At 31.0% G+C, this 26424-nt stretch carries 18 protein-coding genes, 2 tRNA genes and 1 rRNA gene; 17 read left to right on the top strand and 4 right to left on the bottom strand.

What is annotated here, in order from left to right; translation table 11 throughout:
• Positions 1-19: 19 nt before the first annotated feature.
• Positions 20-126 (top strand): 5S ribosomal RNA (rrf, locus tag JAO71_RS09905).
• A gap of 223 nt (positions 127-349) precedes the next feature.
• Entirely contained in the window at positions 350-2785 is a 2436-nt protein-coding gene (locus JAO71_RS09900) for a helix-turn-helix domain-containing protein (protein ID WP_203000548.1), read from the top strand.
• A gap of 56 nt (positions 2786-2841) precedes the next feature.
• On the opposite strand, the gene JAO71_RS09895 is transcribed toward JAO71_RS09900, so the two are convergent.
• On the bottom strand, positions 2842-3984 hold the full coding sequence (locus JAO71_RS09895) for an acyl-CoA dehydrogenase (RefSeq protein ID WP_116823412.1): 1143 nt from the start codon (positions 3982-3984) through the stop codon (positions 2842-2844).
• A 93-nt stretch (positions 3985-4077) separates the two neighbouring features.
• Between JAO71_RS09895 and JAO71_RS09890 the strand changes: the two genes are divergently transcribed.
• From JAO71_RS09890 to JAO71_RS09850, 9 genes are all read left to right on the top strand, one after another.
• On the top strand, positions 4078-5148 hold the full coding sequence (locus JAO71_RS09890) for an anhydro-N-acetylmuramic acid kinase (protein WP_203000546.1): 1071 nt from the start codon (positions 4078-4080) through the stop codon (positions 5146-5148).
• A gap of 220 nt (positions 5149-5368) precedes the next feature.
• Positions 5369-6595 (top strand): Glu/Leu/Phe/Val dehydrogenase dimerization domain-containing protein, encoded by a 1227-nt coding sequence (locus JAO71_RS09885; protein ID WP_054851732.1) that lies wholly within the window; start codon positions 5369-5371, stop codon positions 6593-6595.
• A 12-nt stretch (positions 6596-6607) separates the two neighbouring features.
• Positions 6608-8080: a sodium/proton antiporter NhaB gene (nhaB, locus tag JAO71_RS09880; protein ID WP_054851731.1), complete on the top strand. Its 1473-nt coding sequence runs from the start codon at positions 6608-6610 to the stop codon at positions 8078-8080.
• Between the two features lie 44 nt (positions 8081-8124).
• On the top strand, positions 8125-8826 hold the full coding sequence (locus JAO71_RS09875; protein WP_028289171.1) for a MotA/TolQ/ExbB proton channel family protein: 702 nt from the start codon (positions 8125-8127) through the stop codon (positions 8824-8826).
• 1 nt (position 8827) lies between these two features.
• Positions 8828-9220 (top strand): ExbD/TolR family protein, encoded by a 393-nt coding sequence (locus tag JAO71_RS09870; protein ID WP_028289172.1) that lies wholly within the window; start codon positions 8828-8830, stop codon positions 9218-9220.
• A 1-nt stretch (position 9221) separates the two neighbouring features.
• Positions 9222-10109, top strand: coding sequence for an energy transducer TonB (locus tag JAO71_RS09865; protein ID WP_203000545.1), 888 nt, complete (start codon positions 9222-9224; stop codon positions 10107-10109).
• Positions 10110-10115: 6 nt separating this feature from the next.
• Positions 10116-11333: a bifunctional folylpolyglutamate synthase/dihydrofolate synthase gene (locus JAO71_RS09860; RefSeq protein ID WP_203000543.1), complete on the top strand. Its 1218-nt coding sequence runs from the start codon at positions 10116-10118 to the stop codon at positions 11331-11333.
• A gap of 47 nt (positions 11334-11380) precedes the next feature.
• Complete coding sequence (locus tag JAO71_RS09855) at positions 11381-11674, top strand: hypothetical protein (RefSeq protein ID WP_028289175.1); 294 nt, start codon at positions 11381-11383, stop codon at positions 11672-11674.
• A 6-nt stretch (positions 11675-11680) separates the two neighbouring features.
• Complete coding sequence (locus JAO71_RS09850) at positions 11681-14167, top strand: Hsp70 family protein (RefSeq protein WP_203000541.1); 2487 nt, start codon at positions 11681-11683, stop codon at positions 14165-14167.
• Between the two features lie 4 nt (positions 14168-14171).
• Here the strand turns inward: JAO71_RS09850 and JAO71_RS09845 are convergent, their stop codons facing one another.
• Positions 14172-15863: a hypothetical protein gene (locus JAO71_RS09845; RefSeq protein ID WP_203000539.1), complete on the bottom strand. Its 1692-nt coding sequence runs from the start codon at positions 15861-15863 to the stop codon at positions 14172-14174.
• A 168-nt stretch (positions 15864-16031) separates the two neighbouring features.
• Here JAO71_RS09845 and JAO71_RS09840 point away from each other — a divergent pair.
• Both JAO71_RS09840 and JAO71_RS09835 read left to right on the top strand, forming a co-directional pair.
• Positions 16032-16106, top strand: a tRNA-Val gene (locus tag JAO71_RS09840).
• A gap of 84 nt (positions 16107-16190) precedes the next feature.
• Positions 16191-16265, top strand: a tRNA-Val gene (locus tag JAO71_RS09835).
• A 37-nt stretch (positions 16266-16302) separates the two neighbouring features.
• Here JAO71_RS09835 and JAO71_RS09830 read toward each other — a convergent pair.
• Both JAO71_RS09830 and gldJ read right to left on the bottom strand, forming a co-directional pair.
• Positions 16303-17580 (bottom strand): UDP-N-acetylmuramoyl-tripeptide--D-alanyl-D-alanine ligase, encoded by a 1278-nt coding sequence (locus tag JAO71_RS09830; protein WP_203000537.1) that lies wholly within the window; start codon positions 17578-17580, stop codon positions 16303-16305.
• Between the two features lie 66 nt (positions 17581-17646).
• Positions 17647-19323, bottom strand: a complete 1677-nt coding sequence (gldJ, locus tag JAO71_RS09825; protein ID WP_036598436.1) for a gliding motility lipoprotein GldJ — start codon at positions 19321-19323, stop codon at positions 17647-17649.
• Between the two features lie 275 nt (positions 19324-19598).
• Between gldJ and porU the strand changes: the two genes are divergently transcribed.
• The 4 genes from porU (at position 19599) to pdhA (ending at position 26423) form a co-directional block, all read left to right on the top strand.
• Positions 19599-23489, top strand: coding sequence for a type IX secretion system sortase PorU (gene porU, locus JAO71_RS09820; protein ID WP_203000535.1), 3891 nt, complete (start codon positions 19599-19601; stop codon positions 23487-23489).
• A 33-nt stretch (positions 23490-23522) separates the two neighbouring features.
• Positions 23523-24761: a type IX secretion system outer membrane channel protein PorV gene (gene porV / locus JAO71_RS09815; protein ID WP_028606910.1), complete on the top strand. Its 1239-nt coding sequence runs from the start codon at positions 23523-23525 to the stop codon at positions 24759-24761.
• Positions 24762-24840: 79 nt separating this feature from the next.
• Positions 24841-25323 carry a cytidine deaminase gene (cdd, locus tag JAO71_RS09810; protein WP_028289182.1) on the top strand — a complete coding sequence of 161 codons (483 nt, stop codon included), beginning with the start codon at positions 24841-24843 and terminating at the stop codon, positions 25321-25323.
• Between the two features lie 98 nt (positions 25324-25421).
• Complete coding sequence (pdhA, locus tag JAO71_RS09805; RefSeq protein ID WP_203000529.1) at positions 25422-26423, top strand: pyruvate dehydrogenase (acetyl-transferring) E1 component subunit alpha; 1002 nt, start codon at positions 25422-25424, stop codon at positions 26421-26423.
• Position 26424: the final 1 nt, after the last annotated feature.

The following is a 26424-nucleotide window of genomic DNA, read 5'->3' as shown; positions in this document are numbered from 1 at the left end:
CTACATACACCGAAAGATTTAAGGTGATTATAGCGATGGGGCTCACCTCTTACCATTCCGAACAGAGAAGTTAAGCCCATTTGCGCCGATGGTACTACATTGTGGGAGAGTAGGTCGTCGCCTTTTTAGAGAATCCTCAACATTTATTTGTTGAGGATTTTTTTTGTTTTATAATTTACTACAATCTTAAATAGGATATGTATACTTTAGGGGAAGAGTGAGATAACTGGGTTTAATATATTAAGAACTCTTTTTCAGTGTATTTTTTACTTGTATGATTATAATTTAGTGTGTATTTCTTTATTTATAGAATAGCATTATTTATATTACCATACATTATTAATCTTCAATGGAAATCAATAAAGACTTAATTCTAGCCAATAATTTTGTTAATAATACTGATAGAAATATTTTTCTAACAGGAAAAGCTGGTACTGGTAAAACAACCTTTCTTCATAAATTAAAACGTGATTCATTAAAAAGAATTGTAATCGTTGCTCCAACAGGTGTTGCTGCTATAAATGCGAAAGGTGTCACTATTCATTCTTTTTTTCAATTACCTTTTGGTCCGATATTGCCAAATGACGATTTAAACACTCCATCAGGTTTTAAAAGAAAGTTTAGTAAAACTAAAATCAATATTATTAAGTCTATGGATTTATTAATAATTGATGAAATTAGTATGGTTAGAGCTGATCTTCTAGATGGAATTGATAAAACCTTAAGACGGTTTAGAGATAGAAAAGTTGTATTTGGAGGTGTACAAGTTTTAATGATAGGAGATTTACAACAATTATCTCCTGTTGTAAAAGACAATGACTGGCATTTATTAAAACAATTTTATAAGAATCCTTTTTTTTTTAGTAGTTATGCTTATCAAGGATGTCAACCAATTTCTGTCGAACTAAAACATATTTATAGACAAGATAATCCTAAGTTTATTGATATCTTAAATGAAATAAGGACTAATACTTTATCAAAAGCTTCAACTGACGAATTAAATAAACGTTACAAACCCAATTTCATCCCATCGGATAATGACGGTTATATTTCATTAACAACACATAATAACAAAGCTGAACAAGTTAATAATTCAGCTTTAGCTAATTTAAAAGGAAAAGAAAAAACGTATAATGCTAAAGTAGAAGGTAAGTTTCCTGAATTCTCTTATCCTAATAAAGATAAATTAGTTTTAAAGGTTGGTGCTCAAGTCATGTTTGTTAAAAATGATAGCTCAATTGAAAAGCGTTATTTTAATGGTAAAATAGGTAAAGTTATTTTGTTGGATAAGGATGAAGTTGTCATTAAATGTCCCGATGATGAATTTAATATAATTACAAAAGCCGAAGTTTGGGATAACATTAATTATAATGTAGATCCAGAAACTAAAGCAATTACCGAAAACAAAATAGGTTCTTATACCCAAATGCCATTACGTTTAGCTTGGTCAATAACTATACATAAAAGTCAAGGTTTAACTTTTGATAAAGCTATCATTGATGCTGAAGGAGCTTTTGCACATGGTCAGACTTACGTTGCTTTGAGTAGATGTAAGTCATTAGAAGGCTTGGTACTTAAAAGTAAAATTACTTCTAACCAAATTATTAGTGATAATAACGTAATTCAATTTAATAAAGAAGCTGAAGCTAATCAGCCTACAGAATTAATTTTAAATCAATCTAAATCTAGTTATCAATTAGGTTTAATTTCTGAGATTTTCAATTTTTACAAATTTTTATATCCTGTTAATCGAATTTTAGATATTTACTATAAAAACATTGGAAGTTTTCAAGGTAATATAGAAACTCCTTTAATAACTATTAAGGATACTGTTGCTTCTTTATTAAAAGTTGCAAATGGTTTTAAAGCTCAATTGTCTGAGTTAACCTCTAAAGTTTTACTTCCAGAATCAAATAATCAAATTCAAGAAAGATTTATTAAAGCAATAAATTATTTTAAATCACAAACAGATTCTAAGATTATAGATACCTATAAAACATTTAATTTTTCAACTGATAATAAAAATTTAGAAAAAGATTTTAATAAACAATTAGATACACTTGAAGAGTTAATTGCTATCAAAACGCTTTATTTTTCAAATTTAAATAAAGGCTTTAAAGTTAACACATTCTTGGAATTACGAGCTAAGTCTGTTTTCTTAACTAAAGAAAAACCAAAAAAATCAAGAACATCTGTTATTGATGGAACTACCAATGTCGAGTTATTCGAGCTTTTAAGAGAATTAAGAAACACAATAGCTGAGAGAGAAGATTTAATACATTTTCAAATTTTCACTCAAAAGTCATTATACGAAATGTGTGAAACCTTACCAACTAATAAAACAGAGTTACTTAATGTTAATGGTTTTGGAAAAACTAGAGTTGAAAAATACGGAAAAGAAATACTAAAAGTTATTACAGATTACTGTAATGAAAATGATATAGAAACTTCAAAAGCTATTGAAGTTTTTGATAAACCGAAACCAAAACGAAAAAAAGGAGATACAATGTTGACTTCTTTACAGATTTTTAAAGCTGGTAAATCAGTAGAGCAAATTGCTTTTGAGCGTGATTTAAATGTCAATACTATAATTGGTCATTTGGCTAGCTTTATAGCAACAGGTGAGGTTAAAATAACTGATTTAATATCAGAAAAACATTATAAAGAACTTAAAGCCATTATACCAAAGCATAAATTTGAGAATCTATCCGATTTAAAACATCAAATTGATGATAAGTATACTTATGGAGAAATAAGATTAGTTTTAGACGAAATTTCAAAATAAAAAAAGGCTTTAAATTTAATTTAAAGCCTTTTTAGTTTTCTAGTTATAATCAAAGATTACCCTTTAATAACACCTCTAGAAATCACTATTTTTTGTATTTCAGAAGTACCTTCATAAATCTGTGTGATTTTTGCATCACGCATTAAACGCTCTACATGGTATTCTTTTACAAAACCATTTCCACCATGTATTTGCACAGCTTCAACCGTTTGTTCCATTGCAACTTTACTAGCATATAATTTAGCCATAGCACTAGACATGTCATAATTGTTACCTTGGTCTTTATCCCAAGCAGCTTTCATGACTAACATACGTGCAGCTTCAATTTCAGTATACATATCAGCTAATTTAAATGCAATAGCTTGATGGTTACAAATTTCTGTACCAAAAGCTTTACGCTCTTTACTGTATTTTAATGCTAGCTCATATGCACCAGATGCAATACCTAAAGCTTGTGCAGCAATACCAATACGTCCACCAGATAAAGTTTTCATTGCAAATTTAAATCCAAATCCATCTTCACCAATACGGTTTTCTTTTGGTACTTTAACGTCGTTAAATTGTAAAGTATGTGTATCACTTCCTCTAATTCCTAATTTATCTTCTTTAGGTCCAATGTCAAAACCAGGAGTTCCTTTTTCAACAATAAAAGCATTAATACCTTTATGTCCTTTTTCTCTATCTGTTTGTGCAATTACTAAGTATACATCACTACGTCCACCATTAGTAATCCAGTTTTTTGTACCATTAATAATATAGTGATCACCTTTATCAATAGCAGTAGTTTTTTGTGATGTTGCATCACTACCAGCTTCAGGTTCACTTAAACAAAATGCTCCTATAGATTCTCCCGAAGCTAACTTTGTTAAATACTTTTGTTTTTGTTCTTCTGTACCAAAAGCTTCAAGACCATAGCAAACTAAAGAGTTATTAACTGACACCATTACAGAAGCTGAGGCATCAATTTTTGATAATTCTTCCATAATTAATACGTAAGAAATAGCATCCATACCACTTCCTCCATACTTAGGGTCTACCATAATTCCCATAAAACCTAGAGCTCCCATTTTTCGTACTAATTCGTCCGGAAACGTTTGTGCGTTATCACGCTCGATAACTCCTGGTAATAATTCTGTTTGTGCAAAATCGCGAGCTGCATCGCGAATCATGATATGTTCTTCAGTTAGGCTAAAATCCATAATTTATATAAGATTGTTGATTTAATAAAAATTGTACGCAAAGATAAGTTTTTATTAGCATTTTTTCAATCGATATAGTTATTTTTACAGGATATGATTAAAGACAAGTTTTGCGTAATTGGTGTGATGTCTGGTACCTCTTTAGATGGTATAGATTTAGCTTTAATTTCATTTAAAAAAGAAACCGACTGGAGCTTCAAAATCAATAAAGCAACAACCATTGCTTATTCTCAAGATTGGACTAATAGACTAAAAGGCTTAACAGATTTAAATCCTTCACAATTAGACAGTTTAGATCAAGAATATACTACATATTTAGCTAACATAATTAATCAATTTATTCAAGAAAATAACATAAAAACTATAGATGCAGTATGCTCTCATGGTCATACAGCCTTGCATCAACCGGATTTAGGATATACGTTACAAATAGGAAACTTACCTAAGTTAGCAACATTAATTAAGCAAAATGTTGTGTGTGATTTTAGAGTTCAGGATGTTAAGTTAGGAGGTCAAGGTGCTCCTCTGGTACCTATTGGTGATCAATTATTATTTAATCAATACACTTGGTGTTTAAATTTGGGTGGATTTGCTAATATTTCCTGTCAAGCAGAAAACCAACGCATAGCATTTGATATTTGTCCAGTAAATATAGTACTTAATAAATACGTCAACAGTTTAGGTTTAAGTTTTGACAACAAAGGAAGCATTGCCAGAAACGGAAACATTTGTCAACCTCTGTTAGAACAGTTAAATGACTTACCATTTTATGCACAAAAGCATCCAAAATCTTTAGGATTGGAATGGGTAAAGACAAACATTTTTCCGTTAATAGATAGTTATAATTTAAAGACTGAAGACATTTTGCACACCTACGTTAAACACTGTGCACAACAAATAGCAGCAATAATAAACCAAACAGATAAATCATCGGTATTAACAACAGGAGGTGGTGTTTTTAATTCGTTTTTAATAGAAGAAATTCAAGTATTAACATCAAATAAAATTGTTATACCTTCAACAAAAATAATAGAGTTTAAGGAAGCCTTAATTTTTGCCTTTCTTGGTGTATTACGCTTGTTAAATCAAAATAATTGTTTAAAATCCGTAACAGGAGCTTCAAAAGACCACTCCTCAGGTAATATTTATAAATTCAATCCATAATTATCATTAGTTATGCTATGTGTTTAGAGCTCAGAAGCCCTAAAATGTTAACATTAAATTATCATAATAAAAATGGTTTAACTATTAAAATGCATTTTTTGTTTTTTTATATTTGTTGAACTAATAAAATCTAATACTTCTTAAGATGAATCAACTTTAGCTACCTTAATATTATTCTCCGATTTAAAAGAAAATATTAAAGTTGAAACCAAAATCAATAATGAAAGACTTATTAAAAATTTACGAAAATAAAGAACCAGAAATTATATTTAACTGGAAAGATTCCGAAACTGAAGCAGAAGGATGGACTGTAATAAACTCGCTAAGAGGTGGAGCAGCAGGAGGAGGAACCAGAATGCGCAAAGGATTAGACATGAATGAAGTGTTGTCTTTAGCAAAAACAATGGAAGTTAAATTTACTGTTTCAGGACCAGCAATTGGAGGTGCAAAATCAGGAATAAATTTTGATCCAAAAGACCCAAGAAAAAAAGGCGTTTTAGAGCGTTGGTATAAAGCAGTATCACCATTACTTAAAAGTTATTATGGTACTGGAGGAGACTTAAATGTAGACGAAATACATGAAGTAATTCCAATTACAGAAGAATCTGGAGTTTGGCATCCACAAGAAGGTGTTTTTAACGGACACTTTAAACCAACAGAAGCAGATAAAATAAACCGTATTGGACAATTACGTCAAGGCGTTATAAAAGTGTTAGAAAACACTAATTTTTCTCCAGATGTTGCAAAAAAATATACTGTAGCAGACATGATTACAGGTTATGGTGTTGCAGAAGCTGTAAAACATTATTATGATATTTATGGAGGAAGTGTAAAAGGAAAACGTGCAGTTGTACAAGGTTTTGGAAACGTTGGATCTGCAGCAGCTTATTACTTAGCTCAAATGGGAGCAAAAGTAGTTGGTATTATTGATATCTCTGGAGGAGTTATTAATGAAGACGGATTTTCTTTTGAAGACATAAAAGATTTCTTCTTAACTAAAAACGGAAACACATTATCAACAGATAATATGATTCCTTTTGCCGAAATGAATGAGCGTGTTTGGTCTTTAGAAACCGAAATTTTTGCACCTTGTGCAGCCTCAAGATTAATAACACAAGATCAAATAGATCAAATGATAAACACAGGTTTAGAAGTTGTATCATGTGGTGCAAATGTACCTTTTGCTGATAAAGAAATTTTCTTTGGATCAATCATGGAACAAACTGATGAGCGTGTAAGCCTTATACCAGATTTTATTTCAAACTGTGGTATGGCTCGTGTATTTGCCTACTTTATGGAACGTAAAGTACAAATGACAGATGAAGCTATCTTTAATGATACTTCTAATATTATCAAAAAAGCTATACAAAACGTACATGCTAAAAATACTTCTAAAAAAGAAATTAGCAAAACTGCTTTTGAAATAGCACTAAAACAACTTATTTAAAATATAATTAATATGTTCAAGAATTTTTTAGGGAATAGCCCAAAATGGTTTAAACTAACCATGATTAGTTTTTTAATTTTTAACATTTTTTCTTTTTTCGTATTAGGAAAAACTGTGACTTCATGGCTTTTTATTGCTGAGTTTATTTTTACTCTAGCTATGGCATTAAAATGTTATCCATTACAATCTGGTGGATTATTAGCAATAGAGGTTATTGCTTTAGGGTTAACATCTCCTGAAAATGCGTATCATGAAGTTGATCAAAATTTAGAAGTAATTCTACTTTTAGTATTCATGGTAGCAGGTATTTATTTTATGAAGCCATTACTGATGTTTATCTTTAGTAAAGTATTTACTAAAATAAAATCTAAAGTAGTTTTATCTCTATTATTTGTATTTCTATCAGCAGTTTTATCAGCCTTTTTAGATGCTTTAACAGTAACAGCAGTATTAATTAGTGTAGCTGTTGGGTTTTATGGTGTTTACCACAAAATTCATTCTAGTGAAGCAGATTATGACTCAAGTGGAGTAAAAGATAGAGAAGAATTAAGTGGAGAAACTCTAGAACAATTTAGAAGTTTTTTAAGAAGTTTAATCATGCATGGAGTTGTAGGTACAGCTTTAGGTGGTGTTTGTACTTTAGTTGGTGAGCCTCAAAACTTATTAATTGGTGAAAGATTAGGATGGGACTTTATTGAGTTTTTCATTCAAATGGCTCCAATAACTATTCCTGTATTAATTGCTGGTTTATTAACAACTATAATATTAGAGCTAACAGGATCTTTTGGTTTTGGTGAAAAACTACCTCCTGTTGTAGCTGGAATTATCGAAAATTACACAATTGAAGAAGACAGAAACAGAACAGATAAGCAAAAATATGCACTTATAGTTCAAGGTGTAGCAGCTGTATTATTAATCATGGGATTAGCTTTACATATTGCTCCTGTTGGATTTATTGGATTAGCTTTAATTATTTTCCAAACTGCATTTATGGGTATTATTGATGAGCACCAATTAGGTCATGCTTTTGAAGAAGCATTACCATTTACAGGTCTGCTTGTTGTGTTTTTTGTAATTGTAGCCATGATACATGACCAACATTTATTTAGTCCTATTATTAATTGGGCTTTAAAACAAGATCCAGCTGCACAACCAGGTTTATTTTATTTAGCAAACGGTTTCCTGTCTGCAATTAGTGATAATGTATTTGTTGCAACTGTATATATAGGAGAAGTTCAAGAAGCATTTAAAAGTGGAGCAATTGATAGAGAGCATTTCGAAAAATTAGCAATTGCTATTAACACAGGTACAAATCTACCAAGTGTAGCAACGCCAAACGGTCAAGCAGCATTCTTATTTTTATTAACTTCAGCATTAGCACCATTAATCAATTTATCTTACGGTAAAATGGTAAAAATGGCATTACCATATACAATTGTATTAGGTGTGTTAGGTTACATAATGGTAAAAATTGTTTTAGTATAATTTAATTAAAAGATTAGCGTTAGATATTTAAGTAAAAACATAATATGATAAGTACATTAATTCAAGACACTGCTCAAGCGGTAGATCCATTAACAGAAGGAGAACCAGTTGAAAAAACATTATCAATAATCGAGTTAATAACAACAGGTGGTACAGCAGGTATGATTATTATCGCATTACTATTTGTGTTATTAGTCATGGCGGTTTACATTTATTTTGAACGAATCTTTGCTATAAAGGATGCTTCAAAAATTGATTCTAATTTTATGAATCAAATTAAAGATTACGTTAGTAATGGTAAAATCGAGTCAGCTCAAAATTTATGCACAACAGTAGATTCGCCTGTATCAAGATTAATTAGCAAAGGGGTTTCTAGAATTGGAAAACCTTTAGACGATATTAATACAGCTATTGAAAATGCAGGACGACTAGAAATTTATAGTTTAGAAAAAAATGTAAGTGTACTAGCAACTATATCTGGAGCTGCACCAATGATTGGTTTCCTTGGGACAGTAATAGGTATGATTTTATCTATTTTTGAAATTGCTAATTCTGGTGGTTCTATAGATATAAAGACACTAGCAGATGGTTTATATACAGCAATGACAACAACTGTTGGTGGTTTAATTGTAGGTATTGTAGCTTACATTGCATACAACCATTTAGTTGTTAAAACAGATAAAGTTGTATATCAAATGGAAGCTAACTCGCTTGAATTTTTAGATTTATTAAACGAACCTAGTTAATATGCGTTTAAGAGGAAGAAATAAAGTAACACCAGAATTTAACATGTCGTCTATGACAGACATCGTGTTCTTACTGCTTATCTTTTTTATGATTGCATCAACTTTAGTATCGGCAGAAGCTATTGATTTATTATTACCTAAATCATCAAGCAAAACCACACAGACTAAAAACGTATCTGTAAGCGTTGATAAAAACGTTAACTATTATGTAGATATGAAGCAAGTATCTAAAGATAAATTAGAAGCAGAAGTACTAGCAAAAGTTGGTAATGTAGACTCTCCAACTATTACTATAAGATCAGATGAAAGTGTAGAAATGCAACATGTCGTGTTTATCATGGATATTGCAAACCGAAATAAAATCAAATCGTCATTGGCAGTAAAAGCACAATAAGATGAAATATTTAAAAACCAAACATGAAAAGAACTCAGCAAAAATAACAGCATTAATTATGTTGATATTACTATTGCTTCTATTTGTAGTTGGTCAAAATTATATGGATCCACCAGAAGAATATGGTGTTGCCATTAACTTTGGAGGTTCTTCTGGAGGTGGAGGAGGTGCACCAGCTCAAGCAGCTGCACCAAATAAAACACAGCCAGAAGAGACTAAACCTCAAGAAGAAGTACAGCAACAGGAAGCTGCTGCTGCACCAACGTCAAAAGAAGACGTCATTACACAAGAAGATGAAGACGCTGTTGCAATTAAAAAACAGCAAGAACAAGCTAAAAAGGAAAACGATGCTATAGCCAAAGCTAAAGCAGACCAATTAGCTAAAGAACAAGCTGCAAAAGCAGCTAAAGCTGCTGCAGAAGCTGCAGAAAAAAAGAGACAAGATGAGATTAGAAAAGCTAATGACGCTTTAATTAACGGAATTAGTAATTCAGAAAATGCATCTGATTCTAATAATAATGGTCCTGGAAATGGACCAGGTAATGGTTCTGGATCAGGTAACTCTTATGGACCAAGTAAATTTGGTGATGGTACAGGAAAAGGAAGTGGTAATGGTGTAGGTTATGGTTTAAACGGAAGAGGTAAGCCTAGATTTAACACTATTGTTCAGGACTGTAACGAGTCTGGACTTGTAGTTGTGCAAATTGAAGTTGACCGTTCCGGTAAAGTAGTAAAAGCAGTTCCAGGAGTTAAAGGAACCAAAAACACTGCTGCTTGTTTATTAGAACCTGCTCGTAAAATAGCATTAACTCATAAATGGGCTCCAGACAGTAATGCTCCAGAACGTCAAATAGGATTTGTAAGTATCAATTTTAAATTAGGTCAATAAACTATCATGACTTATTTAGAGACTGTAAATTGGATGTTTTCTCAACTTCCAATGTATCAAAAGCAAGGTCAAACAGCATTTAAAAAAGACTTATCTAACACTATTAATTTAGCTAATCACCTTAATAATCCACAACATAAGTTTAAATCTTTACATGTAGCTGGTACTAATGGTAAAGGCTCTAGTAGTCACCTGTTAGCATCTGTACTTCAGGAAGCTGGTTATAAAGTTGGATTATATACTTCTCCACATTTAAAAGATTTTAGAGAGCGCATTAAAATTAATGGCAAAGAAGTTAGCAAGCAATTTGTTATTGATTTTATAGAAGAAAACAAATCTTTTTTTGAAGATAATTCATTGTCTTTTTTTGAAATGACAGTAGGTATGGCTTTTGACTATTTTGCAAAACAAAAAGTTGATTTTGCAGTTATTGAAGTCGGTTTAGGAGGTCGTTTAGATTCAACAAATATTATTACTCCTGAGGTCTCATTAATCACTAATATAGGATTAGATCATGTGCAGTTTTTGGGTGATACTTTAAGTTTAATAGCTTCAGAAAAAGCAGGTATTATAAAATCAAATATCCCTGTTGTTATTAGCGAAACACAACCTGAAACTCAAGATGTTTTTAACGCTTTCGCGGAAAAAAACAGCAGTCCAATCTATTTTGCAGATCAATTAATTACCAAAACGTTTACAACAGATTTAAAAGGGAGCTATCAATCCAAGAATATAAAAGGTGTTGTGCAAACCGTAAACCTACTAAATAAAAAAGGATATAAAATATCTGAAGATAACATCGTTAACGGATTACTTTATTCGGTAAAAAATACAGGTTTAAAAGGACGTTGGCAGACATTAAATACAGCTCCTAAAGTTATTTGTGATACGGCTCATAATAAAGAAGGTTTAACTTTAGCAATGCAGCAGTTATCACAAGAAAAATACTCTAATCTTCATGTTGTATTTGGAGTGGTTAATGACAAAGATTTGGTTTCCATTTTACCTTTATTACCAAAACACGCAACATATTATTTTTGCAAACCAAACGTCCCAAGAGGTTTGGATGCTAGTGTATTAATGCAATCTTTTTTAGATAATGGATTTATTGGTAAGCCTTACGCTTCTGTAGAAGACGCATACAATACAGCATTAAATACAGCTTCGGTTGATGACGTAATTTATATTGGAGGAAGTACTTTTGTGGTTGCCGAAGTGGTTTAATTTCATATAAATTGTATCTTACACTTTCATTTAATTCATCATAAAAAATGTTAGAGATAATCAATCAAGTGTTTTCTATTCAATTAAAAAGTAATAAAGAAAATTTAACAGTTTTCAATAGAAATATTGATAGGATTAATCATGAATTTGAAACTTTGGGTTACCATATTATTAATCCAATTGGTCAAACATACCGAAACGAAATGACTGACGTTGAAGCCAATATTACTGGTGATTTTAATGGACAAATGAAAATTGTTAAAGTGCTAAAACCTATAGTTTATAAAAAAACTGATAACCAAAATAGTTTAGTACAAAAAGGAATTGTAATTGTAGAATAACACCCAATGAAGACCATTAACTTTGCTATTGATTTAGGTACCACAAACAGCTTAATTGCTAATTATAATAATGGTGCTGTTAAAATATATAATAACCCTTTAGGTTTAAAACAAACTTTACCTTCATGTGTTGCTTTTAGAGGTAATCGCACAATTATTGGAGATAAAGCTTTAGATTATTTAGAGAAGGATGCAGAAAATGTTTGCATGCTTTTTAAACGTAAAATGGGTACACAAGAAACTTATTTTATACCGTCTACTAACAAAGAAATGTCTCCAATAGACTTATCTTCTTTAATTTTAAAAGAATTAAAAAACTTTGTTACAGATACGGATCAACTACAAACTGCTGTAATAACAATTCCAGCATCTTTTGATACGATACAATCTAACGCAACTAAAAAAGCAGGTTATTTAGCAGGTTTTAAAGAAGTTGTTTTGTTGCAAGAACCTATTGCAGCATGTTTAGCTTTTGCAAATCAGTCTAATTTAGATATAGAAACATCTAAAAATTGGATTGTTTATGATTTTGGTGGAGGAACTTTTGATGTGGCTTTAGTTGAAGTCAATGACAGAGAATTGAAGGTTATAGATAATGAAGGCGATAATTTTTTAGGAGGAGCAGATTTTGATAATCTTATAGTCGAAAAAATAATTGTTCCAAAAATTGAGGCCAACGCTAATATTACTAACCTTTGGAAAGATATTAAATCTAAATCAAGTCGATATAAAGGCTTGTATTTCGAGTTGCTTAAAAAAGCTGAAGAAGCTAAAAAAGAATTGTCTGTTTATCCTGAAACAGAAATAGAGATAGATATTGATATTAAGGATGATAATATATTTGAACAGATTGTAATAACTAGAGCAGAGTTTGAAGCTGTTATTACTCCTAAGGTTGAGCAAACCATTACGTTTATTAAAAAAGTGATTTCTCAAAATCAATTATTAAACTCACAAATAGAACGTTTAATATTAATTGGAGGTAGTACTTATGTGCCTTTAATTAAACAGCGTATTAAAGAAGAAACCGGTATTTTAGTAGATTCTAGTATAGATCCAACATCTGCAGTTGTAGATGGAGCAGCTTACTTTGCTGGATCTAAACCTACAACTATTGAAACAGAAAAAACAATTGTAGTAGAGGAGGAGAGTAGTATTGACACTCAGATTTTTTATGAGCAAAACACTAGAGATTTAGAAGAGTTAATCACATGTAAAGTTTCTGGGACAGATTTAAAATATAGAGTAACAAGAACAGATGGTGGTTATGATTCCGGAATAAAAATAATTCAAAATGGTGGCTTTGCCGAGTTTGTACCGCTTTTAAAAGGACAATTAAACCAATTTAAAATTCAGGTTTTAGATCAACAGTTAAATCCTTTAAAAACCATCAACACAATAGCTATAAATCAAGGAAGTTATAACGTTTTAGGTCAACCGCTACCTATAGATATTTGTATGGAAGTTGATGATATTGATGCTTCGGTTACTAGATTAGAACAGATTTTTAGAAAAGGAAGTATTCTTCCATTAAAGAAAAAGATATATAAAACAGCATCAAAAACAATATTAAAAGATTCTGATGCTAATCTTATCATTAATATTGTTGAAGGGCAATCCAAAGGTTTACCAAGTTCTGGTTTAAGTATTGGTTATATAGAGTTTTCTGGAAAAGACCTTGAAGAAGATTTAATAAAAGGAACTGATATAGAAATAGAATTAGAGATTACAGAGTCTAGAGATTTAAAAATAAATGTCTATTTGCAAGCTTGTGATCAAGAATTTAAAAATGTTTTTAGCCAGTCAGAACGCACTATAAGTATTTCTAAAATAAACATGGAAATTAATGCTGTTTTATCTGATGTAGAATACCTTATCAAAGAACAAGTTGAAGAAGAAAATTTTGAGTATTCTAATAAGTTAGAACAATTAAGAGTTGGTTTAATTGAAATTCAGATTGAAACAACGTTATTAAATGATGATGATGTTTCTGATAAAAAATATCAATTAGACGATCAAAAGCGTAAGCTTATACAAACCTTTGATACGCTAACTAGAAACAAGGTTGTAGCTCTAGAAATTGAAGAGTATAACATTTCTAAAGATAGTTTAGAATGGGAAGTTAATAAAGAAGAAAACGAAAAATACAGGCCTAAATATCTAAAGGTTATTGCTAACGAAAAAGAAGTCATTAATTCTGGTGATAAATATTTAATTAGAGCTAAAATAAAAGAATTAGACGTATTGTTTAATTCAATTATCCAGTCTAGTGATGAGAATTTTATATCCTATTTTTTTGGTCTAAAATATACTTCAGGATTTACTGATACTAAAAAAGCAGATAAGTTAATGAAGCAAGGTGATGAAGCTATTGAGCGTAAAGATTATAAATCTTTAAAACATATTGTTTATGCATTATATGCTTTACTGCCAGATAGAGAAAAAGAGAAGCAAAAACAATTTAAAGATGATAGTAAAACAGGTTTAAGATAACTATTTAGTTGTATTTATTTTTATACCATTTTGTATATATGTAATCAATATTTAAGGCCTCAAGTTCTAGCTTATTGGTTTTAATATGATCACGTAAAAAAGTGTCAATAGTTGTTTTATTAGTCTTAAAATCTTTATTAAATTTTACTTCTTGACTAAAAGGCAAAATGTTAATTTCTGTATTTGTTCCGGTTTCAAATGTTTTTACTTTGTATAATTTAGATAGCTCAGTTTGTGTTTTAAAATGAGAGAATCGTCCAGGAGAAAAATATTGACCTGTATAAAATAATAACGAGTCTCCTTGTTTAATATTGATATACCTTGTTTCTTCATTAGGTATATAAATAGTTTGATCTATACCTTGGGTTAGCCTAAAAACAACAAGATCGTTATTACTATTGTTTTTAAGTAAACTATAATTATTTACTCTATTTTCTGAAGATTCAATAGTGTTAAACGTTTTTGGATAGGCATTTGTAAATGCAGTTATAGGTGTGGTTGGTTTTGGATTTTTTTCTTGATCTTCTCGTTTTGTTTTCAGCTTTAAGCTGTAAATAAATCTTATATGATTTTTTGATTTATACCTATTACCATATATGTTTGGTAATGTTATAGTTTTAATAGTTTTGTTGTTTTTTAAGATTACGGTTTCTTCTATATTGTTATTTTTAGAATTATTTGAACCTAAAGTTTGCTGCTCTAATTGTTTTTTTTCTTGAATTTTACGAATAGCCTCTAAAATATTTTTATTGTTTTCGTTTGTGTTACCAATATTAATTCTATCATATTGGTCATAATAGTTAGAAGGACTACTGCTATCACTTCTAAAAACTTTAGTTGCTATTCTAACCATTAAAATTAAAAATACTATAATGCTCCATATTCCAACACCTGTTCCTGATTTTGTTTTTTGAGATTTTCCAGTTTTGAATGCGTAAGGTTTAGCTGTTGCTGCATTTGATATTAAAACATCTTTTAGCATGTAGTTAGAAATTTCTAACTCTCCAAAAGCGACCATAGCTTTAGCGGTAAAGATAAAAGTAGAATTGTTAGTGTTTTTTCTTTTAGAATTATAGATATCAATTACAACTGAATTTAACTCGTTTATATCATCCTCAAATGAATTTGGATATTGACTTAAGCACTTAATAAAATTACGATTTGTGATATAAGCAACAGGATAATGCTTGTCTTCTAATTTTCCTTCTTCCATATAAACTTTAGCATAGTTTAGTTTAGAACTAAAAAAGCTAATAATCATTTGCTCTATTTCTTCAGTGAAAAGTCTTTGACTTAGAACAATATTAATTAGTAATATATATTTTCCTTTATTTAAGGTTTCAGCTAAAAAAGGTTTAATGTGTGCTTTTAAATAAGGCGCTAAAAACTGTTTTAAACTATCATTATTAGCAATGGACTCATGATGTATTTTAATTGAACTCTGAGGAATGTTACTATAGTCACCAGTTATTATTTGCTTTAACCATTGGTGTTTTTCTACAAAAATATGATGTTTTCTAATCGTTTCGTCTTTTAGCTCATCTATCATAGAAGCTAATTGACCTAAATTACTGCTGTTTTCCAAGACAGCTTTAGCTTTTAATTGCTTTTGTAATCGTATTATTTTATTGTTATCTAAGTCTGATATTGCCTCAATATCTAAATTTAGTTGGTCTATAATGGATATGTAGTTCAAATTGAGTAGCTATTTGAATTCAAAAATATTAAATTATTTATAATTTTTAGTTTTGTTATTAACTATATATTAATGAGTTAATTTTTTATTCGAAAAAAAAGTTATTTTTTTTGAATAAAAGGTTTTGAGAAATCAAAAAGTAATGTATATTTGCACACCTAATATTTAGGGCGCGTAGCTCAGTTGGTTCAGAGCACTTGGTTTACACCCAAGGGGTCAGGGGTTCGAATCCCTTCGCGCCCACAAAATCTCCGAAACCCCGTTTCGGATTTTTATTTTAAATTTGGTGATATATAAAAGTAACGTATATTTTCATCTTAATATTTAGGGCGACTAGCTCAGTTGGTTCAGAGCACTTGGTTTACACCCAAGGGGTCAGGGGTTCGAATCCCTTGTCGCCCACAAAAAAATCCGAAACTTTTGTTTCGGATTTTTTTATTTATAATAGTTTTAAAACTCTTTCTAAAGCCATTCCTCTAGAACCTTTAATTAAAACATGACTGTTTGTAATAGGTTTATAATGGGTTTTAAAATCTTCAAAAGAGCGATATTGTTTTACCTTATTATTTTCAGTTTTAGTTTTTATAAAGTTTTCTCCAATAAGTATGACTTCATCTATATTTAAGTGATTTGCTAGGTTTGCTATATTTTGATGCTCGGTATCTGCAGAGGCACCTAATTCAAACATATCTCCTAAAATAGCAATTTTATTTTTTTCATTTTGATTATTTAGATTTTGTAACGCAACTTCCATACTTGATGGATTTGCATTGTAGGCATCCATTATAATAGTATTAGTATCCTTTTTTATAATTTGTGACCTGTTGTTTGTTGGTACATAATCTTGAATTGCAGCTTTAATATCATTAATTGAAACATCAAAATACTTTCCTATTAGTGTTGCAACACTTAGGTTAGTAATATTATAGTCACCTATTAAATTTGATTGTATGGTTGTGTTTTCAGCCTTAAAATTTACAAAGGGATTTGCTTTTAATAAATTTATTAAATAATAATCAGTATTATTTTGGCTATATCCTTTACTGTTTTTGTACTGACTTAGTTTCTCTTTTTGAATATTATCATCGGCATTAAAAAATATAGTTTTGTTGTTAGAAGTTAAGTAGTCATATAATTCACTTTTACCTTGAATTACTCCTTCAACACCACCAAATCCCTCTAAGTGCGCTTTGCCAAAATTAGTTATATAACCAAAATCAGGTTGAGCAATTTGACATAAAAATTCAATTTCTTTTTTATGATTAGCTCCCATTTCTACAATACCAATTTCTGTTGTGTTGGTCATAGATAATAGTGTAAGAGGTACACCAATATGATTGTTTAAATTACCAATTGTAGCAGTTGTTTTGTACTTTTTGCTAAGTACAGTATTAATAAGTTCTTTAGTTGTTGTTTTTCCATTGCTTCCCGTTAAAGAAATAATTTTCAAACCCAATTGTTGTCTATGGTAGGTTGCTAGCTTTTGAAGCGTTTTAAGCGTGTTTGAAACTAATATAGTCTTGTCTGATCTACGATAATCTTCATCATCTATAATAGCGTATTTAGCACCTTTTTGTAATGCTTCGTTAGCAAAAGTATTACCATTAAAGTTTTCTCCGCTTAAAGCGAAAAACATATCATTAGTTTCAACGTTTCTAGTATCAGTGTTTACTGCTTTACAATCCAAAAACAGTTGGTATAGTTCATCTATTTTCATGAAATAAAAGTATAAAAAAAGTCCTAACAAATGTTAGGACTTTTTAATATTTAAACTAAATAGTTTTTAGTTTTTTGATTTTCTTTGACCTTTAGATTTAGATCCTACTCTAGACATAGCACATCTAAAACCAATGTAGTCTGTAGCCATGTTTTGTGGGTAATATCTTCTTTGTGCTGGATCTAACCAGTACTCTCTATCTTTCCATGATCCACCTTTGTAAACTCTAACTTCATCATTAATTAAAGAAGTACGTTTGTTTGATTTGTCATACTCTCTAATCATGTTTCCAGCAGAATCCATTTGGATGTTATGCTTTGGTGCGTTGTACATTTTTCTAGTAGATACATCTTCAGAAGTTTCTTCTTCATCATAACCAAATCTATCTGCATAGTATCTAGAAGATTGTGTGTCACCATCTCTAAAGTTACGGTTATCACTTCTGTCAAAGTTTGTTCTTAAGTAAGTTTCTTCTTCATCAATAGGTTGTGTAGCAATCTCACCTGGTAAATCTCTAGGTACTACTTTTCCGTTTGGTAAAGTATCAAATACAATCTCATCAGTAGTAACAATTTTTACTGTACCATCATCATTGATTGCATTTTTAGTATAAACATTTCCTCTATAGTAGTTAAAGTCATTAAACTCGTCATCAACTATTGGTCTGTAAACATCGGCAACCCATTCTGCAACGTTACCAGCCATATCGTAAAGACCATAATCATTTGGAGCATAAGATTTAACTTGACCAGTAATATCTGCACCATCGTCAGACCATCCAGCAATTCCACCGTAATCACCTTTACCTTGTTTAAAGTTTGCTAATTGATCTCCTTTTATTTTACGACTTCCAGAACGTGTGTACTGTCCATCCCAAGGGTATTTTTTACGTCCTCTATAAACGTTGTAGCTTCTAATTTCAGATAATCCTAAAGCAGCATATTCCCATTCAGTTTCAGTAGGAAGTCTGTATTTAGGAGAAATTAATCCAGTTTCTCTTGATGCATAAACGTTAATTTCGTCACCAGCAGCATTAGTTTGTGGCTTAAGATTCCCTCCTTTTAAAATATCTTCATTACCTCCAAAAGATTGGTTTGGCGAGTTTATATAAGTGTCAGTACTAAAGTTGGCGTCTGCTGTAGCTTCTAGATTACTACCTTCTTTAAGGTAACCATCTCTTTGTAAAGAAAGTTCGTTTACACGATCTGTTCTCCAGTTAGCAAACTCAACAGCTTGAATCCAACTAACACCAACCACAGGATATTCTCCATAACCTGGATGACGCAAATAGTTGTCTGTCATAACTTCATTATAACCTAAACGGTTTCTCCATACTAATGTGTCTGGTAAAACACCATTATAGATTGCTCTAAAGTTTTCTTCTTCTGGCGGATAAGTTCTTTTAATCCAATCTAAATATTCAAGGTACATTTTGTTTGTAACCTCTGTCTCATCCATGTAAAAAGACTGAACGTGTTGTTGATTTGGAGTGTTATTCCAATCATGCATAACATCGTCTTGTACTCTTCCCATAGTAAAAGTTCCTCCTTCTACAAATACTAATCCAGGAGCAGTTTCTTGCTCTTTAAAATTAGTGTTGTATTGAAACCCACCGTCTTTAGAATTAATTTGCCATCCTGTAGCCCTAGAGGTGTTAGAGCCACTTCCAGACCTCTTACAACCAACCAAGGTTAACGCAACTGCTACAGTTAATAATAACCTTGATACAATTATTTTCTTCATATTAATACGTTTAAGTAATCTAATAATGTTATTTTTTGGAGACGCAATATAAGAATTAAACCCAAGAAAACAAGTAAAAATGTCTTTTTTGAATAATTTTTTATTACACTTCATCCTATTTTTTTTACTTTACAACGATATAAAAATTACTTTTTATCGTTGTTTTGAAACACTATAACGTGCGTTTTTTCATTTTATTATTGTAATTTTGACTTGTTTTTATGAAATTATTAAGAAATAAATAATATCGTATAAAATTAGACGTTAGTATTGCAATGAAAAAGATATTATTTCTATTGGTTGTGCTTAACTGCCTGCCATTATTTTCTCAAGATAAAAAAGTAAGCATAGTTTGGAATAGTCCTCAAACATTTGCTGCGGATAGTTACAAATTAACTTTACCTTCCTTTAGTCCTTCTAAAAATTTTTCGTTTGATTTGGATAAGGGTATTCAGTTTGTTGAACAATGGAAAACCAATGGCTTAGTTAATGAAAACTCATTAATTATAAGTAATCCTGTATTTGTTTCTATTTCCAAGTCAGATTTAAAAAGTTTAAATGTAAATACTATTCCTGCAAGTATTAATGCAACATTAAAAAATGCAATTGCTAGAGACGTTAAGTACGCTGTTTTAACTTTAAGCCCTATTATTAAAGTTGGGAGCACTTATAAAAAATTAGTGTCATTTAATTATAGTTACAACACAAATGGTATCTCAAATCGTATTAGCAATATACAAACCATTACAAATTCAGTTTTAAGCACTGGTAGTTGGTATAAGTTTGAAGTAGAGCGCTCTGGAGTTTTTAAAATTTCTAAATCTTTTTTAAATCAAATGGGTATTAATGCAGATGCTGTTGACCCAAGGACAATAAAGATTTTTGGTAATGGTGGAAAAATGATGCCTTTTGCAAATAATGCTAACTTTCCTTTTGATCCTACAGAAAATGCAATAAAAGTTATTGGTGAAGATGATGGTGTTTTTAATAATGAAGATTACATATTATTCTATGCACAAGGACCAACTGCAGATGTAGACGTTTCTTATATCAATACAAATATTAATCCCTATAGTAATAAAACAGTTTATTACATAAATATTAGTTCTGGATTGGGTAAGCGAATCCAGAATTTTATACAACCAACAACTGCTGCAACACTGGTGGTTGATACCTTTCAGGATTATAAGTTTCATGAAGTTGATGAAACAAATATAATTTTTGTAGGTAGACGCTGGTTTGGAGAAAATTTTAGTGTTGAAAGCACTCAAAGTTTTAATTTTGATTTTCCAAACTTAGTAACTTCAGAGCCTATTAATATTAAGGTTGTTACAGCAACAACGTCTTCTAATGCTACTAGTTTTGGTATAAGTGTAAATACCAATTCAATTGGTAACATAGCGTTGTCTCAGACTAATTCTGCTGACGGAGTATATGTTACAGGAGGAACTTTTCAAGATAATACTTTAGTCACTAGTGATGATGTTAATGTGACTCTGGATTATAACAATCAAGGTAATCCTAGTGCAACAGCATATTTAGATTATATTGGTATTGAGGCTACTAGAAGTTTAACTTTTAATGGTAATCAATTTCATTTTAAAAATCAATCCACTACAGTAAACACTACAGGTGTTGCTAATTATAATTTATCTAATGCAGCTCAGGTACAAGAGGTTTGGGATGTAACAAATATATATGATGTTGGAACAATACCTAATACTAATCAAGATAATGTGTTAAGTTTTAATGCTCCAATGGGAGATTTAAAAACCTTTGTCACTGTTAGTTCTCAAAACTATTTTCAACCTATTTTATCTCAAAATAGTCGTGTTAACAATATTAATTTAAAAGGTACAATTTTTCAGAATGCTCAAGGGGTTTTTCAAGACATAGACTATTTAATGTTAACAACAAGGTCACATTTAGGTCAAGCCCAACGCTTAGCTCAGATTAATAGAGATAAGAAAAATTTAAACGTTAAAGTTGTCATTTTAGATGAAATTTATACTGAGTTTTCTTCTGGTAATCCTGATATAGCTGGTATACGTAATTTTGTTAAGTACGTGTACGATAATGCTAGTACTCCGGAAAACCGAGTAAAATACCTTTGCATTTTTGGTGATTCATCTTTTGATTACAAGGGTCGTATTGCTAGCAATACATATAATTTTCCAACTTGGAATGCTTATAGTAGTTTTAATTTATCAAGTTCATTTATATCTGACGACTTTTATGCTTATGTTGACGATAACGAAGGAACTTTAGATGTCTTTAATAACGCTAATAAATTGGATATAGCTGTTGGAAGAGTCTTGGCTGATACACCTTTAAGAGCAAGTCAAATGGTGGATAAGGTTGAAACGTATTATTCCAAAGAGGCTTTAGGTAGCTGGCGAAACAATTTTGTAGTTGTATCCGATGATGTTGATGAGGCTTGGGAAGCTACTTTGCAAGAAACAACAGATGAAATTGGTGACGAGGTAACAGCATTTAAACCTTTTATTAATGTAACAAAAATTCATTCGGATTCGTATCAGCAAGAAGCTTCAGCTGGAGGAGATCGCTATCCTGAAGTTAAAGAAGCTATGACAAACGCAATCGAGAGAGGTGCAATTATGGTTAACTATTTTGGTCATGGTGGAGAAGACGGTTTGGCTTTTGAGCGTATTTTTCAGAATACAGATGCAGAAGCCTTGAATAATGATTGTAAGTTAAATCTGTTTGTAACTGTAACCTGTGAGTTTACAAGATTTGATAATCCACTAAGGATTACTGCTGGCGAATTTATTTATTGGAATAAAGATGCTGGTTCTATTGGTTTGATAACTACAACTAGACAAATTTTTGTTACTGTAGGTAAAGACTTCAATAAAATATTAAAAGAGTATTTGTTTTCATACAGTACTAATGATACTTATAGTGATTATGAATATCCTTCAATAGCCGAAGCTTTAAGATTAGCAAAAAACGATCCTGATTTTTCAAATGCACAAAAAAGTTTAGCATTTTATATTGGTGACCCTGCTTTGCAACTTGCCTTTCCTCAGTCAGATATTAGATTAACTAAAGTTAATGATGTATCAGTAACACAAGAAACAGATGTCTTACAAGCTTTAAGTTATGCTAAATTAGAAGGTGTTGTTACAGATGTAAACGGAAATACACTAACAGATTATAATGGTGTTTTAACAACAACTATTTATGATAAGCAAATTGAACGTGAAACATTAGCTAATGACAATACAACTGATGCTAATGGAATAATTAAGTTAAATTATACAACTTTAGGATCTATAGTTTTTAGAGGTCAAGCTACAGTAACTAACGGACAATGGGAAATTGATTTTATAGTTCCAAAAGATATAGGTATACCTGTAGGAACCGGAAAGGTTAGTTTTTACGCTACTCAAGAAAACTCTTTAGAAGATAAAACAGGAGCAAGCGTAGAAACGTTAAAGATTGGTGGTATTAATCCAAATGCAGCAGAGGACAATATTGGACCAACAATTCAGTTATACATGAATGACGAAGCATTTGTTTCAGGAGGTATAACAAACGAATCGCCTTTACTTTTAGCTAAATTTGAAGACGATAACGGAATAAACACAGCAAGTGGTATAGGTCATGATATTGTTGCTATTTTAGATGGAGACGAAGTTAATCCATATGTTTTAAACGATTATTACCTTACAGATGTTGATGATTATACAAAGGGAAGTTTAGATTTTCCTTTCAGAGATTTAGAGCCTGGTTTGCATACTCTAAATCTAAAAGCGTGGGATGTGTATAATAATTCGGCTACAGCCGAAATACAATTTGTTGTTTATAATGAAAATGAAAGTTTGGTCATAAATAACGTGCTAAATTACCCAAATCCATTTGTTAATTATACCGAATTTTGGTTTAGTCATAATAGTTCAGAAGTTTTAGATATTTCAGTACAAATATTTACTGTGTCAGGTAAATTGGTAAGAACATTAAATGGACAAACAGCTTTAGCTGGAGGAAAAAACATAAAATCTACATCTCGAGATATTGTATGGGATGGACGCGATGATTTTGGAGATAAAATAGGAAAAGGGACTTATATTTATAAGCTAAAAGTGCACTCACAAAGCACTAATAAAACAGTAGAAAAAATAGAGAAACTTGTAATCCTCTAATAATAAATTATATTTGTTAACTAAAATTGATACATGAAAAATAAAATATTAATAGCTACAGTCTTACTTTTATCTTTGAAAAGTATGGCTCAAACAACTGTAATTCCAAATAGTCCAGACTCTAGAGTTATAACTACAGGTATTCCTTTTGCACTTATAGCTCCAGATGCTAGAGCTGCTGGTTTAGGTGATATGGGTGTTGCAACTTCTCCAGATGGATATTCTCAATTTTGGAATGCTTCTAAAAATGCGTTTAATACTAATAAATCTGCAGTAACATTAAGTTATACTCCATACTTAAGTAAATTAGTTAATGATATAGGATTAGCTTCAGTATCTTACTTTAATCGTATCGATGAAAATAGTGCTTTTGGTGTAGGGTTTAGATACTTTTCATTAGGTGAAATTGAATTTGTTCAAGACGAATTTTCTACACCTTTAATTCAAAAGCCAAATGAATTTACAATAGATGTATCTTATTCCTTAAGATTAAGTGATCAATTTGGAATGGCTATTGGCTTAAGATATTTAAGATCAGATTTAAAATTGCAAACAGATAATGTTGATGCAACTGCAGCTAGTAGTTTTGGAGCAGATATTACTGGTTATTACCAAAGTGAAGAGGAAGCTTACAGCGATTTTAATGGTCGTTGGAGAGGTGGATTTGCAATTCAAAATTTAGGTCCAAAGTTTAAGTATGATGAAGAAGGTCAAGAAAACTTCCAGCCAACTAACTTAAGATTAGGAGGAGGATTTGATTTTATATTAGACCAATATAATACAGTAGCAGTTACAGCTGAGTTTTCTAAATTATTAGTACCAACTCCACCAGAATTAGGAACAGAATATAATTACACAGACAATAATGGTAATGGTGTTTATGATGAAGATGTTGATGATTTAGGAGATACAGTTGCTTCAAATGTGATTATCTCAGGACAAGATCCTGATGTACCATTTTTATCTGGTGTATTTCAGTCTTTTGGAGATGCTCCAGGAGGTTTTAAAGAAGAGTTACAAGAGTTTACTTATGCTTTAGGTGCCGAGTATACTTACCAAGATTCTTTTGCTTTCAGAGCAGGATATTTTAATGAGCATGAAACTAAAGGAGCTCGTAAGTTTTTTGCTTTAGGTGCAGGTTTTAAGTATAATGTTATTAATGTAGACTTATCTTATTTATTTTCAGCCTCTCAAGTGCAAAGTCCTTTAGAGAGTACTCTGCGTTTTTCTTTAACGTTTAACTTAGGAGCAGGAACTTATACAGAATATTAAAACAAATTATAATAAAGATCAAAAAACTATTGTGAAAGCAATAGTTTTTTTGTCTAAAATAGTTGCGTATATTTAAATTATGAATGAAGTAAAAATAGAAACCACATTACAAGTTTTTGATAGTATTACCGAGTTACCTCAGGATATACAAACTTTAATGGACAAAGCTTCCGAAGCACGTAATAAAGCTTATGCACCATACTCTAAATTTAATGTTGGAGCTGCCTTATTGTTAGATAATAACGAAGTTGTTACAGGTAGCAATCAAGAAAATGCGTCTTACCCATCAGGATTATGTGCAGAACGTACAGCAATATATTATGCAGGAGCACAATTTCCCGAAGCAAAATTTTTGAAAATGGCAATCATTGCTGGTTCTCAGATCAATCCTACAACAGAACCTATTCCTCCTTGTGGAGCATGTAGACAAGCTATTGCAGAGTACGAAGTAAAACAAGAGCAACCAATAGAGTTGTATTTTATGGGAGAAACTGGTAAAGTGGTGCGATCAAATTCGTTAGCAAATATTTTACCTCTTGTTTTTGATAAATCAGCATTATAACTAAATCGATTTCGTAACAAAATAACTATTTTCAGTTTTTTCATTACTAACTAATGTGTTACTTTTGTTATACGAAAAAAATAATACAAACGTCACCAATGCAAAAAGTAACAAAAGAAACGTATATAAAATGGTATGAAGACATGCTGTTTTGGAGAAAGTTTGAAGACAAGCTTGCAGCAGTCTACATTCAACAAAAGGTTAGAGGTTTCCTTCACTTGTATAATGGGCAAGAAGCTGTTTTAGCAGGCGCTTTACATGCAATGGATTTAACCAAGGATAAAATGATTACAGCTTACCGTAATCACGTACAGCCAATAGGTATGGGTGTTGATCCTAAACGTGTCATGGCAGAATTATATGGTAAAGCTACAGGTACCTCAAAAGGACTAGGTGGTTCAATGCATATCTTCTCTAAAGAACACCGTTTTTACGGAGGACATGGTATTGTAGGAGGTCAAATTCCTTTAGGTGCAGGTATCGCTTTTGGTGATAAATACCACAATGTAGATGGTGTAACTATCTGTTGTTTTGGTGATGGTGCAGCACGTCAAGGGTCATTACATGAGTCTTTTAACTTAGCAATGCTTTGGAAGTTGCCAGTAGTTTTTGTTTGTGAAAACAACGGATACGCAATGGGTACTTCAGTTGAGCGTACTGCAAACCATACAGATATTTGGAAGTTAGGTTTAGGTTACGAGATGCCTTGTGGTCCTGTAGATGGAATGAATCCTATTAAAGTAGCTGAAGCTTTTGACGAAGCTATACAACGTGCACGTCGTGGTGATGGTCCAACATTCTTGGAAGTAAAAACCTACCGTTACAGAGGGCACTCAATGTCTGATGCGCAACACTACAGAACTAAAGACGAAGTAGAAGAATACAAAAAACTAGATCCAATTACACAAGTTAAAAATGTAATTCTAGAAAAAGAATATCTTACAGAAGATGAAATCAAAGTTATTGATAAACGTGTCAAAGCTAATGTATCTGAATGTGAGAAATTTGCTGAAGAGTCTCCATATCCTGAAAAGAATGTGATGTACGATGCAGTATACGAGCAAGAAGATTATCCATTTATAGACCATAAAATCAAATAAA

Source organism: Olleya sediminilitoris (genome assembly GCF_016785945.1).
Lineage (GTDB): Bacteria > Bacteroidota > Bacteroidia > Flavobacteriales > Flavobacteriaceae > Olleya > Olleya sediminilitoris.
The sequence above is the reverse complement of the archived record's forward strand: the minus strand, read 5'-3'. Positions and strand labels throughout refer to the sequence as shown.